12 protein-coding genes and 3 tRNA genes are annotated in these 15,040 nt (G+C 64.8%); 6 read left to right on the forward strand and 9 right to left on the reverse strand.

The window, feature by feature from the left end:
* The first annotated feature begins 158 nt into the window (after positions 1-158).
* The 3 genes from leuA to AAN986_RS08935 all read left to right on the forward strand — a co-directional run bounded on the left by leuA (position 159) and on the right by AAN986_RS08935 (position 4,698).
* Positions 159-1,844, forward strand: coding sequence for a 2-isopropylmalate synthase (leuA, locus tag AAN986_RS08925; RefSeq protein WP_047218374.1), 1,686 nt, complete (start codon positions 159-161; stop codon positions 1,842-1,844).
* A gap of 98 nt (positions 1,845-1,942) precedes the next feature.
* Complete coding sequence (locus AAN986_RS08930; RefSeq protein ID WP_349335610.1) at positions 1,943-3,481, forward strand: 2-isopropylmalate synthase; 1,539 nt, start codon at positions 1,943-1,945, stop codon at positions 3,479-3,481.
* A 119-nt stretch (positions 3,482-3,600) separates the two neighbouring features.
* Positions 3,601-4,698, forward strand: coding sequence for a serine hydrolase (locus AAN986_RS08935; protein ID WP_047218375.1), 1,098 nt, complete (start codon positions 3,601-3,603; stop codon positions 4,696-4,698).
* An 88-nt stretch (positions 4,699-4,786) separates the two neighbouring features.
* Here AAN986_RS08935 and AAN986_RS08940 read toward each other — a convergent pair whose 3' ends face one another.
* From AAN986_RS08940 to aat, 3 genes are all read right to left on the reverse strand, one after another.
* Positions 4,787-5,611 (reverse strand): IclR family transcriptional regulator, encoded by an 825-nt coding sequence (locus tag AAN986_RS08940; protein ID WP_047218376.1) that lies wholly within the window; start codon positions 5,609-5,611, stop codon positions 4,787-4,789.
* Positions 5,612-5,738: 127 nt separating this feature from the next.
* A complete protein-coding gene (locus tag AAN986_RS08945; RefSeq protein ID WP_016451368.1) occupies positions 5,739-6,488 on the reverse strand; it encodes an arginyltransferase in 750 nt (249 codons plus the stop codon).
* Positions 6,485-7,270, reverse strand: coding sequence for a leucyl/phenylalanyl-tRNA--protein transferase (gene aat, locus AAN986_RS08950; protein WP_047218377.1), 786 nt, complete (start codon positions 7,268-7,270; stop codon positions 6,485-6,487). The genes AAN986_RS08945 and aat overlap by 4 nt, the downstream gene beginning before the upstream one ends.
* Positions 7,271-7,507: 237 nt before the next feature.
* Between aat and AAN986_RS08955 the strand changes: the two genes are divergently transcribed.
* Entirely contained in the window at positions 7,508-7,834 is a 327-nt protein-coding gene (locus AAN986_RS08955; protein ID WP_016447407.1) for a hypothetical protein, read from the forward strand.
* Positions 7,835-7,878: 44 nt separating this feature from the next.
* Here AAN986_RS08955 and AAN986_RS08960 read toward each other — a convergent pair.
* The 4 genes from AAN986_RS08960 to AAN986_RS08975 form a co-directional block, all read right to left on the reverse strand.
* Positions 7,879-7,954, reverse strand: a tRNA-Asn gene (locus AAN986_RS08960).
* 45 nt (positions 7,955-7,999) lie between these two features.
* A tRNA-Asn gene (locus AAN986_RS08965) sits at positions 8,000-8,075 on the reverse strand.
* A 52-nt stretch (positions 8,076-8,127) separates the two neighbouring features.
* Positions 8,128-8,203: transfer RNA gene (locus AAN986_RS08970), tRNA-Asn, on the reverse strand.
* Between the two features lie 86 nt (positions 8,204-8,289).
* On the reverse strand, positions 8,290-8,709 hold the full coding sequence (locus AAN986_RS08975; protein ID WP_016450765.1) for a YbaN family protein: 420 nt from the start codon (positions 8,707-8,709) through the stop codon (positions 8,290-8,292).
* Positions 8,710-8,972: 263 nt separating this feature from the next.
* On the opposite strand from AAN986_RS08975, the gene def reads away from it, so the two are divergent.
* Complete coding sequence (gene def / locus AAN986_RS08980; protein WP_047218378.1) at positions 8,973-9,512, forward strand: peptide deformylase; 540 nt, start codon at positions 8,973-8,975, stop codon at positions 9,510-9,512.
* Between the two features lie 291 nt (positions 9,513-9,803).
* On the forward strand, positions 9,804-11,297 hold the full coding sequence (locus tag AAN986_RS08985; RefSeq protein ID WP_047218379.1) for a nucleobase:cation symporter-2 family protein: 1,494 nt from the start codon (positions 9,804-9,806) through the stop codon (positions 11,295-11,297).
* Positions 11,298-11,377: 80 nt separating this feature from the next.
* On the opposite strand, the gene AAN986_RS08990 is transcribed toward AAN986_RS08985, so the two are convergent.
* Positions 11,378-14,011, reverse strand: a complete 2,634-nt coding sequence (locus tag AAN986_RS08990) for a [protein-PII] uridylyltransferase (RefSeq protein ID WP_046986780.1) — start codon at positions 14,009-14,011, stop codon at positions 11,378-11,380.
* Between the two features lie 89 nt (positions 14,012-14,100).
* On the reverse strand, positions 14,101-14,916 hold the full coding sequence (gene map / locus AAN986_RS08995; protein ID WP_016450769.1) for a type I methionyl aminopeptidase: 816 nt from the start codon (positions 14,914-14,916) through the stop codon (positions 14,101-14,103).
* Positions 14,917-15,040: the final 124 nt, after the last annotated feature.

The raw sequence follows: 15,040 nt of genomic DNA on the forward strand, positions 1-15,040 counted from the left end.
AGCTCTACTATTGATGTCCCACGGGCAGAGACAGTAGCGCGCGCGTACATTCCTACTTTCACGGCCCGTTTGCACCAGCGACGGGCCGTTTTGCGTTTGTGGGGTCGCTGGAGCAGGTGGGTCTTGTTTTTACCTAGACGATAGAAAGCACTTCAGCCATGTTGCAAAACCCTTCGACCAAGTACCGTACGTTCGCTCCGGTCCGCCTGCAAGACCGCCGCTGGCCCGATGCGGTGATCACCCAGGCCCCGGTCTGGTGCAGCGTGGACCTGCGCGATGGCAACCAGGCGCTGATCGAGCCCATGGACATCGATCGCAAGATGCGCATGTTCGAGCAGCTGGTGAAGATCGGCTTCAAGGAAATCGAGGTCGGCTTTCCTTCCGCGTCCCAGGTCGAGTTCGACTTCATGCGCAAGCTCATCGAGGAAAACCGCATTCCCGATGACGTGACCGTCCAGGTGCTGACCCAGGCGCGCGAGCACCTCATCCGCCGTACCTTCGAGGCGCTCGAAGGCGTGCCCCGGGCCATCGTCCACCTCTACAACGCCACCGCGCCCGTGATGCGCCGCGTGGTATTGAACATGAGCGAGGACGAGATCGTCGAGCTGGCCACCACCAATGCCCGCATGTTCAACGAGATCGCTGCCGGCTATCCCCAGACGCAGTGGACCTTCCAGTACTCGCCCGAGATGTATTCGGACACCGAGCTGGAGTTTTCCAAGCGCGTCATCGATGCCGTCACCGATGTATGGCAGCCCACGCCCGAGCGCAAGTGCATCATCAACCTGCCCACCACCGTGGAGCACTCCACGCCCAACATCTTCGCCGACATGGTGGAGTGGACGCATCGCCACATCCAGCGCCGCGACTCCATCGTGCTGTCCGTGCATCCGCACAATGACCGCGGCACGGGCACGGCCACGGCCGAGCTGGCGTTGATGGCCGGTGCGGACCGCCTTGAAGGCTGCCTGTTCGGCAATGGCGAGCGCACGGGCAACCTCGATGTGGTCAACGTGGCGTTGAACATGTACATCCAGGGCGTGTCGCCTGGCCTGGATTTCTCCGATATCGACGGCATCCGCAGCACGGTCGAGCATTGCAACCAGCTGCCCGTGCATCCGCGCCATCCCTATGTGGGCGATCTGGTCTACACCTCGTTCTCGGGCTCGCACCAGGATGCCATCAAGAAGGCCTTCGCCGATCGCAAGGACGGCGACATCTGGGACATGCCCTATCTGCCCATCGACCCCAAGGACCTGGGCCGCAGCTACGAGGCCGTGATCCGCGTCAACAGCCAGTCCGGCAAGGGCGGCATCGCCTATCTGCTTGAAAGCGAATATGGCCTCCAGTTGCCGCGCCGCCTGCAGATCGAGTTCAGCCAGGTGGTGCAGCGCGAGATGGACGCCAGCGGCAAGGAGCTGGCCGCGGCCGACCTGTGGGCGCTGTTCCAGCGCGAGTACGGCCTGCAATCCGTGCAGGCGCCGCATTACCGCCTCAGCGAGAACGACGGCGTGGTCAGCCTGTCGGCCGATCTGTCCGTTGACGGCGGCAAGCGCACGGTCGAGGCGCAAGGCACGGGGCCCATCGATGCCTTCGTGCAGGCGCTGAGCGAGCACAGCGGCCGGGCCGTGCGCGTGCTGGACTACAACGAGCATGCCATCGGCGAGGGTGCCAATGCCAAGGCCATTGCCTACGTGGAACTGCGCGTGGACGAGTTGCACGTGTGCTACGGCGTCGGGGTTGATGCGAATATCGTCTCCGCTTCGTTCCGGGCCATCATGTCGGGCTTGCAGCGCGTGCCCTCTGCCGAGAAGGTGACGGTGCAGGAGGCGGTTGCCGCTTAAATTCCATTGCCTAGCCGGTGCAGCCACAAGCGCACCGGCTTTTTTCATCACCTGCCCGTGGGCAGGAGATTCGCATCCACAAGAAAGACGAGACTCCCATGACCGACCAATTGATCATTTTCGACACCACCTTGCGTGACGGCGAGCAGTCGCCCGGTGCCTCCATGACCCGCGACGAAAAGCTGCGCATCGCGCGCCAGCTCGAGCGGCTGAAGGTCGATGTGATCGAGGCTGGTTTTGCGGCGAGTTCCAATGGCGACTTCGAGTCGGTGCAGGCTATTGCGCGCGCCATCAAGGACTCCACCATCTGCTCGCTGGCCCGTGCCAATGACCGCGACATCGCCCGTGCGGCCGAGGCTCTGAAGGACGCCAGCCGCGCGCGCATCCACACTTTCATTGCCACCAGTGCGCTGCACATGGAGAAAAAGCTGCGCATGACGCCCGAGCAGGTGCTGGAGCAGGCGCGCCAGTCGGTGCGATTTGCGCGCAACCTGATCGCCGACATCGAGTTCAGCCCCGAAGACGGCTACCGCAGCGACCCGGACTTTCTGTGCCGCGTCATCGAGACGGTGATTGCCGAAGGCGCGACCACCATCAACGTGCCCGACACCGTGGGCTACGCCATTCCGGAGCTGTACGGCGCCTTCATCAAGAACCTGCGCGAGCGCGTGCCCAACAGCGACAAGGCCGTCTGGAGCGTGCATTGCCACAACGACCTGGGCATGGCCGTGGCCAACTCGCTGGCCGGCGTCAAGCTTGGCGGGGCGCGCCAGATCGAGTGCACCATCAACGGCCTGGGCGAACGCGCGGGCAACTGCTCGCTCGAGGAGGTGGTGATGGCCATCAAGACGCGCAAGGACTACTTCGGCCTTGACGTCAACATCGACGCCCAGCACATCGTGGCCGCCAGCCGCATGGTCAGCCAGACCACGGGCTTCGTGGTGCAGCCCAACAAGGCCGTCGTGGGCGCCAACGCCTTCGCCCACGCCTCGGGCATCCATCAGGATGGCGTGCTCAAGGCGCGCGACACCTACGAAATCATGCGTGCCGAGGATGTGGGCTGGAGCGCCAACAAGATCGTGCTGGGCAAGCTCAGCGGCCGCAATGCCTTCAAGCAGCGCCTGCAGGAGCTGGGCGTGGAACTCGACAGCGAAGCCGCGATCAACACTGCCTTTGCGGCCTTCAAGGAACTGGCCGACCGCAAGAGTGAAATCTTCGACGAGGACATCCTGGCCCTGGTGACCGAGCAGGATGCGCATCAGCAGGCCGATCCCTTCCAGTTCATCTCGCTGGCCCAGCAAAGCGAAACGGGTGAGCGCCCACACGCGTCGGTAGTGTTCAGCCGCGATGGCCGTGAGATCAAGGCCCAGTCCGACGGCAATGGCCCGGTCGATGCCTCGTTCAAGGCCATCGAGTCCGAGGTGAGGAGCGGTGCCGAGATGCTGCTGTACTCGGTCAACGCCATCAGCGGCTCCACCGAGAGCCAGGGCGAAGTGACCGTTCGCCTGCAGCGCAGCGGGCGCGTGGTCAACGGCGTGGGAGCGGACCCGGACATCGTCGTGGCCTCGGCCAAGGCCTATCTGAGCGCGTTGAACAAATTACACAGCAATGCAGAGGTCGTGGCTGCGCAGGGGTAAGCACTCGCCTTATAATTTCATTTAAATTATCGAAAAGTCGCACAAGTTATTGTCACAGTGCGACTTTTTCGATTAATGTAAGGTCTAGTCACAAATTCTTGCTGCTTGGAGCATTTCTCATGCCCACCCTACGCCGTGCCCGCCTCGGTCGATTTGCTCAGGTTCTCTCGTTGCTGGCCCTGAGTTGTGCTCTCACTGCCCCGGGCGCGCATGCCGCACCGGCCAAGAAAGTTGCCAAGAAACAGGTGGCCGTGGCCCCTGTCAAGAAGAAGGCCGTGAAGGAGCGCGCCACGGCGGCTCCCCAGGGCAAGCGCGTTGCCAAGAGCGCGCGCCAGCCCAGCCGCGTGGCCGCCCGCAGCGCTGCCAGCCCCATTCGTGCCGTTGCCTACGAGCCACGCCTGTCGTTCGGGCAGATGGCCGGGCTGCATGCAGTGGCCGATCCTCTTGATCTCAAGAGCAGCGTGGCCCTGGTCATGGACCAGGACACCCACGAAGTGCTGCTCAGCAAGAACGACCATGCCGTGCTGCCCATCGCCTCGCTGACCAAGCTGATGACGGGTCTGCTGATTTCCCAGGCCCGTCTGCCCATGGATGAATCCATCACCATCACGCAGGATGATGTGGATACCGAAAAGGGCAGCAGTTCGCGCCTGGCCGTGGGCACCACGCTCACCCGTGCCGAAATGCTGCACCTGGCCCTGATGTCCAGCGAAAACCGTGCTGCCCATGCGCTGGGTCGCACCTTCCCAGGTGGCCTGGATGCCTTCGTCCAGCAGATGAATGCCAAGGCGCGCCTGCTGGGCATGACCGATACCCGTTACGTGGAGCCCACCGGGCTGTCCAGCCGCAACCAGTCCAGCGCCCGTGATCTGGCCGTGCTCGTGAATGTGGCGCACAGTGATCCGCTGGTGCGCGAGTACACCACTTCGCCCGGCTATGAAGTGGCCGTGGGCCGCCGCACGCTGCAGTACAACAACACCAACCGCCTGGTGCTGAGCCCGACCTGGGATATCGGCCTGCAAAAGACCGGCTACATCTCCGAAGCGGGTCGTTGCCTGGTCATGCAGGCGCAGGTGGCTGGCCGCAAGATCATCATGGTCTTCCTGGACTCCGCCGGAAAGTTCAGCCGCCTGGGCGATGCCGAGCGCGTACGCCACTGGGTGGAATCCATGGGGCAGGTGGCCGGCGATTCCATGATCCACAAGGTCAAGGGCTGAGTTTCTTCCCCTCAACAACAAAGGCGCCCTGGGCGCCTTTGTTGTTTTTGATGACCGGTCTTGCTGCTTGCGGATGGCTGCTTGCAGATCAGTGGCTGCTGCGCGCGTAGGGATTGGGGGGCGGGGCTGCAGGGCGGACCGCATTGAAGCCCAGGGCGCCCGAGATCTCCTGCGCGGTGGCCTGGAGCTTGGACAACCAGCTTTCGTCCAGCCGGTCGGCGGGAGCGGAGATGGACAGGCCGGCCACCAGCTTGCCCTGGTCGTCATAGATGCCGGCGGCCATGCAGCGCACACCCAGCTCCAGCTCCTCGTTGTCGCGGGCGACGCCATAGTGGCGTACCTTGTCCAGCTCGTTTTCCATGTCGGCAAGCCGCGTGATGCTGAAGTGCGTCTTGCCGGGAAGGCCGGTTCGTGTGGCGTAGGCGCGCACCTGCTGCGCATCATCGGCCGCCAGAAACAGCTTGCCATTGGATGTGAGGTGCAGCGGCGCATGGCCGCCGATGGCGCGCACCACCTGCATGCCCGAGCGCTCGCTGTAGGCGCGTTCCACATAGACGATTTCATCGCCCTGGCGCACGCTGAGGCTGACCGGCTGCTGGATCTGCTTGTGCAGCTGGCGCATGGGAATCAGGGCCGCTTCGCGTACGCTCAGGCGGGCCTTGACCAGGTTGCCCAGCTCCAGGAAGCGCATGCCCAGCCGGTAGCTGCCCGATTCGGGGCGGTCGACGAAGCGGCCAATGGCCAGGTCGTTGAGAATGCGGTGCGTGGTGGAGGGGTGCAGGCCGGTGCGCTCGCTGATCTCCTTGAGCGATACCGCTTCCTCACGCGAGGCCAACACGTCGATCAACGTGAACATGCGTTCCAGGACCTGGACGCTGGGCTTGGGCGAGGCCGCGTTATCGTCTTTTTTCATGAGGCGCAAGGGGATTTCGGGATTCGGTCATTCTAGCGGCGGGCATGGCTTGGCGGCATATGTGCCGCCTGCAAACAGCGGCCATGTGCATAAGAAATGTCGCTGAAAAGGGCGCGGTGGCGCCATATCAGCGTGGGAGCTGATCCACGCGCTGCCAGCGCTCGTCCACGCGCACTTCATGGGGAAGAAAGCGCGCCTTGTAATTCATCTTCTGGCTGTCGGCGATCCAGTAGCCCAGATAGACATAGGGCAGGCTCATGGAGCGTGCCTGATCGATCTGCCACAGCACGTTGAACGTGCCGTAGCTGGCCTGGTCATCGGGCTCGTAGAAGGTGTAGACGGCGGACAGCCCGTCTTCCAGCACATCGAGGATGGAGACCATCTTCAGCCTGCCGACTGCGCCGTCGGCCGCCGGTGCGCGGAACTCCACAAGCCGTGAGTTGACGCGGCTTTGCAGCAGGAACTGCGTGTACTGGTCCACGCTGTCGTGGTCCATGCCGCCGCCGCTGTGACGGCTTTGCTGGTAGCGCAGGTACAGCTGGTAATGCTCGTTCGAGTAATGCAGGCGCTGGATCGATGCCGTGAGATCGGCGTGGCGCACGGCGGCGCGGCGCTGGCTGCGGTCCGGGCGGAAATCGTGGACCAGGATGCGCATGGGCACGCAGGCCCGGCAACCATCGCAATACGGCCGGTAGGTGAACATTCCGCTGCGGCGAAACCCCAGGGAGACCAGCTCCGAATAGGCGCTGTTCTGGATCAGGTGGCTGGGCGTGGCCACTTGCGAACGCGCCAGCCGGCCATCCAGGTAGCTGCAGGGATAGGCGGCTGTGGCGTAGAACTGCAGGGCCTGCAGCGGAAGATCGTTCGGGTGCGTCATGGTGTGCTGGCGGCAGCCGGTGATGTGCTGCCGGCGTTACCGGACGGCGGCAGCAACTCGTTCCAGTATACGTTTTCGAATTGCCAGTGCATGGGCGGCAGCTGGCTTTGCTCTGCCACGGTGCGCAGGAACTGGGAGCGGGGCATCTCGCGCGCGCCCAGCGAAGCCAGGTGCTGCGTGGCCTGCTGGCAATCGATTTGCGCGGCGCCTTGGTGCCGGCACAGCGCCACCAGTGCCGACAGTGCGATCTTGGATGCGTCTGTGGCATGCGCGAACATGGACTCGCCGAATACGGCGCGGCCCAGCGCCACGCAGTACAGGCCGCCCACCAGGCGCCCGTCGATCCAGGTTTCCACGCTGTGGGCTGCACCCTGGCGGTGCAGTTCGGTATAGGCGTCAAGAATTTCCTGCACGATCCAGGTGCCATCCTGATCACGGCGCACCGTTTGGGCGCAGTGCTGCATCACGGCCTCGAAAGCGCTGTCGATGCGGATCTCGCAGCCGGCGGTGGAGCGAAAGCGCTGCAATGTCTTGCGCAGGCTGCGGTGCAGCCGGAACTGCGATGTCTGCAGCACCATGCGTGGATCGGGCGACCACCATAGCGTGGGCTGGCCTTCGCTGAACCAGGGAAAAATGCCCTGGCTGTAGGCGATGCGCAGGTGCGCCGCATCCAGCGTGCCGCCTGCGGCCAGCAGGCCCGGAATCGGGTCGTTGGGGCCCCATGCCGTTTCCACAGGAGGGAAGGCCTGGTGGGGAATGAGCCATGGGAGGGGGTGGGACATGATCGGGTACGGACTGAAAAATAATGGATTCGTGCTTCTCTGCAGCCGCAGTCTTGCACAAACCATGGTGAAGAGGGTTGCGTGGATGCGAGAGCATCGCCTGGCCGGGGTAAGTGAACCTCCTACGCGGCCTTGTCCCGCCGGGGGACAGCGCCGCCAGGCCGGGTTGGCTATCCTGGGCTTGTCTTCTTGCGGATGCATGGCTTTCGCTGCGAAGACATCGAAGGAGGATGAGCGATGTTTTTCAGCAAAATCTTTGGCGCAAGCCTTGCCGAGCCGCGCTATATCCGTCGCACCCGGGCCTACCTGCAGGAGGCACGCATGGCGATGCTGGAGCACACCATTGCTGCCGAATACTACAAGTCCTCTGCGGACATGTATGCGGAGCGGGCTGCGCGGCTGGAGGAAGAGCTGCGTGCATGGGAAGAGGGCGTGGAGCAAGCGCGCGCTGCGCACGGTGCGCGTCGCGCACATGCCAAGCACGGCAAGCCTGTCACCGTGGAGTCGGCCGCCCCTGCCGCAGCGCCGAGCACGCCGACTGTCGGCATGGTGCGCGCAGCCTGAGCAAACAAAAAAGCCCGCATGCGCTGGCATGCGGGCTTTTTATCTGGCTCCTCAACCTGGGCTCGAACCAGGGACCTACGGATTAACAGTCCGGCGCTCTACCAACTGAGCTATTGAGGAATATGTTGGTGCTGGGCCCTGTGCGATTGCAAGGCCGCTGAAATTTGGCTCCTCAACCTGGGCTCGAACCAGGGACCTACGGATTAACAGTCCGGCGCTCTACCAACTGAGCTATTGAGGAATACGTGTCTATCGACAAAGACCCTGTGCGATTGCAGGGTCTTGAAATTCTTTGGCTCCTCAACCTGGGCTCGAACCAGGGACCTACGGATTAACAGTCCGGCGCTCTACCAACTGAGCTATTGAGGAACAAGACCTAGATTATATGACGTAAAAAACACGTCACAGAAAACTCGGGGAATTTTTTTCAGCAGGCCTGCCGCAGGCCTTCATTCTCAGGGCTCTGGCCTGAACCACAGCCACACCAGCACGCAGCCCATGGACGTCAGCGCCACGGCCTGTACCCAGGCGGGCGGGCGTGTCCACAGCAGGATGACGGCGCACAGGCTCATCATGGCGCTGGCGCTCCATTTGGCGCGCCGGCTCACGCAGCCACCCCGCGCCCAATTGCGCAGCATGGGCCCGAACAGGCGATGGCGCCACAGCCAGGTGTGCATGCGCTGCGAGCTGCGCGCCGCGGCCCATCCGGCCATGAGCACGAACACCGTGGTGGGCAATCCCGGAATGAAGATGCCGGCAATGCCCGTCGCCAGGCTCAGGCAGGCAAACAGCTGCAGCGCCCAGCGCAACGGCGCGGCCGGCATGCGGTGCAGGGGAGGGGGATCATCATCATTGAAGGCCTGCGCCTGCGCCATGCCTGCCTGCGCAGTGGCATCCGGCTGCCGGGCCTGTGCCGCGGGTGTTTGCTGCGCGCCTGTGTCACGGTCCTCTGGGGACGCGGCGGATGACTCTCTGGCGGTGCTGGGCATGCTGCGATTGTGCCAGCGCGGTGTAGCCATGGCGGCCAAGGGGGGCGAGAGGGGGTGATCGGGGGGGCGAAGCAGGTGGGTGTGGTCAAGGTGCGCGGTGCGCCCGCTATGCTTGGCGACCCGCATTTCCTGCATCACCGTGCACTGCCATGACTGTACGCACCATATTGAAAATGGGTGATCCGCGCCTGCTGCGCGTCGCCCAGCCCGTGACCGAATTCGACACCGACGAACTGCACCTGCTGCTCAGCGACCTGCTGGACACCATGCATGCCGCCAATGGCGCGGGGCTGGCCGCGCCGCAGATTGGCGTGGACCTGCAGATGGTGGTGTTCGGCTCCGGCCTGCCCAATCCGCGCTACCCCGATGCACCGGTGGTGCCGCGCACCGTGCTCATCAATCCGGTCATCACGCCCATGGGCGAGGACGAGCAACTGGATTGGGAAGGCTGCCTGTCCGTACCCGGCATGCGTGGCATGGTGCCGCGCTGGAGCCATATCCGCTACACGGGCTTCGATGTCTTTGGCGATGCGATCGATCGCACGGTGGATGGCTTTCATGCGCGGGTGGTCCAGCATGAGTGCGACCACCTCTGGGGAAAGCTCTATCCCATGCGCATGCGCGACTTCCGCCAGTTCGGCTTCACCGATGTGCTGTTCCCCGGCATCAGCGCTGCCGAGGATGACTGAGCGGACTTGCTTGCCGCTGTAATTCCAGGATCTGCGGTCAGGTCTTTGTATACAAATCGGTAGACAATTTTTCCATGCTGGCGCCGTACAGTGGCACTTCCCGCGAAGGCGGGGATTGTGTGCGTGCGCCCGCCAAGAGCTGCCAAGCAGCCACCGGGCTTCGCGATGCAGGATGCAGGAGAGCGCGGCCTATCGGGTCGGCGGCAAAGGGTGCGCGGGGGCGTGCCTGCCGCCATCCGGCTGCCGCGTACTTGTCCGGCGTTCTGTGAACAAGAGGACAAGGAGACAGCGATGGAAAAAAGTTCTGGCAATGCGCCGGCCCTGGGCGCAGACATCCGCCCGGAGGACGAGCAACTCGGCCTCACGGCCAACACCCTCTATGGTTTGCAGCATGTGCTGACCATGTACGGCGGCATCGTGGCCGTGCCCCTGGTCATGGCCAATGCGGCGGGCATGTCGGCGGCCGACACGGGTCTGCTGATCACGGCCTGCCTTTTCATGGGCGGGCTGGCCACGCTGCTGCAGACGCTGGGCATTCCGTTCTTCGGCTCGCGCCTGCCGCTGGTGCAGGGCGTGTCCTTCTCGGGCGTGGCCACCATGGTCAGCATCCTGCATACGGGCGGCGGCATGCAGGGGGTGCTGGGCGCTGTGCTCTTTGCCTCGGTGTTCGGCCTGATCATTGCGCCCATCTTCTCCAAGCTCACGCGCTTTTTTCCTCCGCTGGTCAATGGCTGCGTGATCACCATCATCGGCCTGTCGCTGATGCCGGTGGCCGCCCACTGGGCCATGGGTGGCAATCCCCAGGCGGCCGACTACGGAAGCATGGGCAACATCGGCCTGGCCGGGCTGTCCCTGGTCATCGTGCTGGCGCTGAGCAAGCTGGGCAACGCCATGATCTCGCGCCTGTCCATCCTGCTGGCCATCGTCATCGGCACGGCGGTGGCGGCCATGATCGGCAAGTCCGACTTTTCCGAGGTGGGCAGCGGTGCGTGGTTCGCCGTGCCCATGCCGCTGCACTTCGGCTGGCCGACCTTCAGCCTGGCGGCGACGCTTTCCATGTCCATCGTGATCCTGGTGACCTTGGTGGAGACCTCGGCCGACATCCTGGCCGTGGGCGACATCGTGGGCACCCGCGTGGATTCGCGCCGCCTGGCCGACGGCCTGCGTGCCGACATGCTGTCCAGCGTGGTGGCCCCGTTCTTCGGTTCGTTCACGCAGAGCGCCTTTGCCCAGAACGTGGGCCTGGTCGCGGTCACGGGCATCAAGAGCCGCTATGTGGTGGCCTTCAGCGGGCTGATCCTGATCGCCTTCGGACTGCTGCCCATCATGGGGCGCATCGTGGCCTGCGTGCCGCCCTCGGTGCTGGGCGGCGCGGGCCTGGTGCTCTTTGGCACGGTGGCAGCCAGCGGCATCCGCACGCTGGCCAAGGTGGACTATCACAACAACATGAACCTGATCATCGTGGCGGCGTCCATCGGCATGGGCGTGCTGCCCATGGTCAAGCCGGACTTCTATCACCACTTCCCGGACTGGTTCGCCACCATGTTCCATTCGGGCATCAGCTCCACTGCGGTGACCGTGCTGCTGCTGAACCTGGTCTTCAATCACTTCAAGCAGGGCAACCCCGAAGAGCCATCGGTGTTCGGCGCCGGATCGGAGCGCGTGCTCAGCGAGGCTGTGCTGTCTGCCCTGGCCGATGGCGACCGGGTGGTCGACGGCAAGCTCTATGACCGCGAGGGCAATCAAGTGGCCACGGTGTCGGCGCCTGCGTCCGCCATGCACTGATGGCTGCATCCCCGCCTGCCAGCGCATGAACCCGACGAGCCCGCCCTGCACAACAGGGCGGGCTTTTTTTCGCAATCGGCTCAGACTGCCAGGGCCTGCAAAAGCTCGGTCTCTATGAGCAGCTGGCGCTGGTTGTTCTGCAGCTCCGCACCCTCGATGAGGAAGCTGTCCTCCACGCGCTCGCCCAGCGTGCTGACCTTGGCCAACTGCACGCTCAGGTGGTGCTGGGCCAGGATGCGCGCCACGGTGTAGAGCAGGCCGGCGCGGTCCGTGGCCGAGATGGACAGCAGCCAGTGCTGGGCCTTGTCGTCGGGTCGCAGCGTGACGCGCGGCGCGAAGGGGAAGCTCTTGACGCGGCGCGACAGGCGCCGGGGCGAGGGCTCGCGCAGCGGTCCGCCCTCCATCAGGGCGGCGACCAGATCGTTCTCGACCATGTGCATCAGTTCGCGGTACTGCTCCTGCATGGCGGGCGCCACCACCTGGAAGGTGTCCAGCGCATAGCTGTTGTGGGCCGTGTGCACGCGCGCATCCAGGATGGAAAACGCTGCGCGGTCGAAGTAGCCGCAGATGCGCGCGAACAGATCGGGCTGGTCGGGTGCGTAGACCAGCACCTGCAGGCCCTCGCCCGCCAGTGAGCGGCGCGCACGCACCACGGGGCGGGTGGTGCCCACGTGGCGCGACAGGTGGCGTGTGTGCCAGGCGATGTCGGCCGCCTCGTGGCGCATGAAGTAGTCCACGCCCAGCGTGTCCCAGAGCTTCTTGTGGGACTCGAAGGGCTGGGCCGTCAGCGCCAGCTGCACCAGCGCCTCGCGCCGGCGCGCCTCGATCTCGGCGGCCGCGTCGGGCGCGCGGCCACCCATCACGCGCAGGGTCAGGCGATAGGTGTCCTCCAGCAGCTTGCCCTTCCAGGCGCTCCACACCTTGGGGCTGGTGCCACGGATGTCGGCCACGGTGAGCAGGTACAGCGCCGTAAGGTTGCGCTCGTTGCCCACGCGCTCGGCAAAGGCCTGGATCACCTCGGGGTCCGACAGATCCTGCTTTTGTGCAACCTGGCTCATGGTCAGGTGCTCGCGCACGAGGAACTCGATCAGCTCGGCGTCGGCGCGCGCAATGCCGTGGGCGCGGCAAAAGCGCTTGGCCTCCACGGCGCCGATGATGGAGTGGTCGCCGCCGCGGCCCTTGCCGATGTCGTGGAACAGTGCGGCCACGTACAGCAGCCAGGGCTTGTCCCAGCCGCTGGCCAGCTGCGAGCAGAACGGGTACTCATGCGCATGCTCGGCCATGAAAAAGCGCCGCACATTGCGCAGCACCATGAGAATGTGCTGGTCCACCGTGTAGACGTGGAACAGGTCGTGCTGCATCTGGCCCACGATGCGCCGGAAGGGCCACAGGTAGCGCCCCAGCACCGAGGTCTGGTTCATCAGCCGCATGGCATGCGTGATGCCGCTGGGCTGCTGCAGGATCTTCATGAACGTGGCGCGGTTGACCGGGTCGCGCCGGAAGGCCGCATCCATCAGGTCCCGCGCGCCGTACAGCGCGCGCAGCGTGCGTGCCGACAGGTCGGTGAGGCCCACATGGGTCTCGTACATCAGGAAGGTTTCGAGGATGGCATGCGGCTCGCGCTCGTACAGATCGTCGCTGGCCACTTCGATGGTGCCGGCCTTCTCGTAGAAGCGGGAGTTCAGCCGGATCCGCGGCGTGGGGCGCGGGTTCAGGCGCTCCTCGATGTTCAGCCGCAGGATCTGGCACAGCTGGGTCACGGCCTTGGCTGCCCAGTAGTAGTGGCGCATCAGCGTCTCGCTGGCGCGCATGGCCAGCTTGCGGCCCTCGGCCGAGGTGGAGCGGTAGCCAAAGGCCTCGGCCACGGCGGTCTGCTGGTCGAAGACCAGGCGGTCCTCGTGCCGGCCCGCCACGGCGTGCAGGCGTGCGCGTATCAGGCTGAGCATGGCCTCGTTGTCTTCGAGCTGCTGGCGCTCGAAATCGGTGATCAGTCCCTTTTCCGCCAGGGCCTGCCAGCTGTGGCCCAGGCCTGCGGCGCGGGCCAGCCAGATCATGGTGTGCAGATCGCGCAGGCCGCCGGGCGATTCCTTGCAGTTGGGCTCCAGCGAGTAGGGCGTGCTCTCGTACTTGTTGTGGCGCTGGCGCATTTCCAGCAGCTTGCCGGACAGAAAGGCGCGCGCATTCATCTGTGCCTGGTAGCGCTGCTGGAACTCGCCGAACAGCGGCTCGTTTCCGCAGATGCGGCGCGACTCCAGCAAGGCGGTCTGCACGGTGAGGTCGCGCCCGGACTCTTGCAGGCATTCGGCCAGCGTGCGCACGCTGGAGCCGATCTCCAGGCCCGCGTCCCAGCAGCTGCCGATGAACTTTTCTATGCGCGAGGTCAGCTCCGGGTCTGCCGTGCCGGTGGCCGGCAGCAGCACCAGCACGTCGATGTCGGAGTAGGGAAACAGCTGGGCGCGGCCATAGCCTCCCACGGCGGCCAGGCAGGCCTCGGCAGGCATGCCGGCGCGGTGCCACAGCGCGCGCAGCAGCGTGTCGGCCAGATCGCTCAGGTGCTGCAGCACCAGGCGCACGCCGCGCCGGCCCATGGTGGGCGCCAGCAGCGAGCCTATCCAGCGTCCGCGATCGAGGGCGTACTGCGCGCGCAACTGCTCCAGCGAATCCGGGGCTGCGGGCGCAGAGTTGGAAGGAGTGTGGTCAGTGATCTGTTTCATGCGCGGCCAGGGCAGGGGAGGCGCCTGGAGCGGGTGCCCCGGGCGCAGTGCCATTTTGCCTGCGCATCACGCAAGAAACATGCCGAGCCTCAGCAGCTCGTGGCGGTCACGAAGGGCGGGAGCGCGGGCGAGCCAGCCGACAGGGTCATGACTTCGTAGCCCGTCTTGGTCACCACCAGGGTGTGTTCCCACTGGGCCGAGAGGCTGTGGTCCTTGGTCACGATGGTCCAGCCGTCCTTGCCCAGTTCCTTGATCTCGCGCCTGCCCAGGTTGAGCATGGGCTCGACGGTGAAGACCATGCCTTCTTCCAGCACGGTGCCCGTTCCGGGGCGGCCATAGTGCAGGATCTGCGGCTCTTCGTGGAACTTCTGGCCGATGCCGTGGCCGCAGAACTCGCGCACCACCGACAGGCCGTGGCCTTCGGCAAAGGTCTGGATGGCGTTGCCGATGTCGCCCAGCGTGGCGCCGGGCCTGACCTGCTGGATGCCCAGCCACATGGCGTCGAAGGTCAGCGCCGACAGGCGCTTGGCCGCGATGGAGCACTCGCCGATCAGGAACATGCGGCTGTTGTCGCCGTACCAGCCGTCCTTGGTGATGACCGTGACATCCACATTGACGATGTCGCCCTTCTTGAGCGGCTTGTCATTGGGGATGCCGTGGCAGACCACATGGTTGACCGAGGTGCACAGGTGCCCGGGATAGGGCGGGTAGCCAGGCGGCTGGTAGCCGATGGTGGCGGAGACCGTGCCCTGCTGCGCCATGCATTCGGCGCCCAGCCGGTCGATCTCGGCCGTGGTGATGCCGGGCTTGATGTGGGGGGTGATGTAGTCCAGCACTTCCGAAGCCAGGCGGCATGCCACGCGCATGGCTGCGATGTCTTCGGCGCTCTTGATGGTGATGCTCATGCCCGCAATTATCCCATTGCGCCTTTGGACGTGCAGGGGTAAGGGGCGGCTGTCGCCACCGGGACGGCGCAGCCCGGTAAAATGGCGGCCTCACCGATTCAGCGCCTTGCGGCCTGCCCCCAGC

This window comes from Delftia sp. DS1230, assembly GCF_040112715.1.
Lineage (GTDB): Bacteria > Pseudomonadota > Gammaproteobacteria > Burkholderiales > Burkholderiaceae_C > Comamonas > Comamonas tsuruhatensis.

Bases quoted from the DNA above. Each gene is read 5' to 3' on its own strand.
- AAN986_RS08945 (WP_016451368.1), bottom strand. From the start codon at position 6,488: ATGACGCACCCGAACGATCTTCCGCTGCAGGCCCTGCAGTTCTACGCC.
- AAN986_RS08935 (WP_047218375.1), top strand. From the start codon at position 3,601: ATGCCCACCCTACGCCGTGCCCGCCTCGGTCGATTTGCTCAGGTTCTC.
- aat (WP_047218377.1), bottom strand. From the start codon at position 7,270: ATGTCCCACCCCCTCCCATGGCTCATTCCCCACCAGGCCTTCCCTCCT.
- AAN986_RS08985 (WP_047218379.1), top strand. From the start codon at position 9,804: ATGGAAAAAAGTTCTGGCAATGCGCCGGCCCTGGGCGCAGACATCCGC.
- AAN986_RS08990 (WP_046986780.1), bottom strand. From the start codon at position 14,011: ATGAAACAGATCACTGACCACACTCCTTCCAACTCTGCGCCCGCAGCC.
- AAN986_RS08955 (WP_016447407.1), top strand. From the start codon at position 7,508: ATGTTTTTCAGCAAAATCTTTGGCGCAAGCCTTGCCGAGCCGCGCTAT.
- AAN986_RS08930 (WP_349335610.1), top strand. From the start codon at position 1,943: ATGACCGACCAATTGATCATTTTCGACACCACCTTGCGTGACGGCGAG.
- AAN986_RS08975 (WP_016450765.1), bottom strand. From the start codon at position 8,709: ATGGCGCAGGCGCAGGCCTTCAATGATGATGATCCCCCTCCCCTGCAC.
- map (WP_016450769.1), bottom strand. From the start codon at position 14,916: ATGAGCATCACCATCAAGAGCGCCGAAGACATCGCAGCCATGCGCGTG.
- leuA (WP_047218374.1), top strand. From the start codon at position 159: ATGTTGCAAAACCCTTCGACCAAGTACCGTACGTTCGCTCCGGTCCGC.
- AAN986_RS08940 (WP_047218376.1), bottom strand. From the start codon at position 5,611: ATGAAAAAAGACGATAACGCGGCCTCGCCCAAGCCCAGCGTCCAGGTC.
- def (WP_047218378.1), top strand. From the start codon at position 8,973: ATGACTGTACGCACCATATTGAAAATGGGTGATCCGCGCCTGCTGCGC.